The sequence below is a fragment of the Massilia sp. 05N420 genome, from assembly GCF_056397205.1.
In genome coordinates this window covers 1-577 of the sequence record NZ_JBFTMX010000127.1, presented here as the reverse complement: position 1 = coordinate 577, position 577 = coordinate 1, and the positions used below count along the sequence as shown (strand labels likewise).

The following is a 577-nucleotide window of genomic DNA, read 5'->3' as shown; positions in this document are numbered from 1 at the left end:
GGTTGAAGCTGGTGCGGTCGTCCTTGTGCATGACCGAAGCCATCAGCGTGCCCGGGCCGATCGCCGCGGAGATGCCCAGCAGGACCGAGCGTCCGTCTAGCGACGGGGTCGGCTTGACGCCACCGTAAGGATTGTTGGCATTGCCCAGCGTGGCGGCRTTGAAGCCCTTGTCGATGCCGTAGGCGAAGCGCAGCGACACCATCTGCAACTGCCAGGCGGCGGTCAGGAGGGTATTGCGGCCCAGCGAGCGGCTGACGAAGGGCGCGCTCGCGGTGGCGGTGACGTCGGTGTTCTTGCTGTTGTAGGCCGCGCGCAGGACCAGCGGGCCGTTGGCGTAGCCGATCGCGCCGCCGAACTGGCGGCCGGTCGAGGCATCCGGYTGCTCGCCGAAGGCATAGGCCAGTTCGCCGTCGAAGCCGTTCAGCTTCGGCGATTTATAGGTGATCGTGTTGCTGGTGCGGACGTTCGTGCCGTTGTCCGGGAACAGGTTTTTCGAGGTGCCCGCATAGCCGGTGCCGAAGGGGTCGACCGCGGCCAGCGCCGTGTGCCAGGGCGTGTACTGGCGGCCCACGGCCCA

At 67.5% G+C, this 577-nt stretch carries 1 protein-coding gene; it reads right to left on the bottom strand.

Annotated features, from left to right (window positions below; all coding sequences use genetic code 11):
- Nucleotides 1-577, bottom strand: a 577-nt coding sequence (locus AC1DIX_RS27595) for a porin (RefSeq protein ID WP_477328515.1), incomplete at both ends; no start/stop codon positions are given.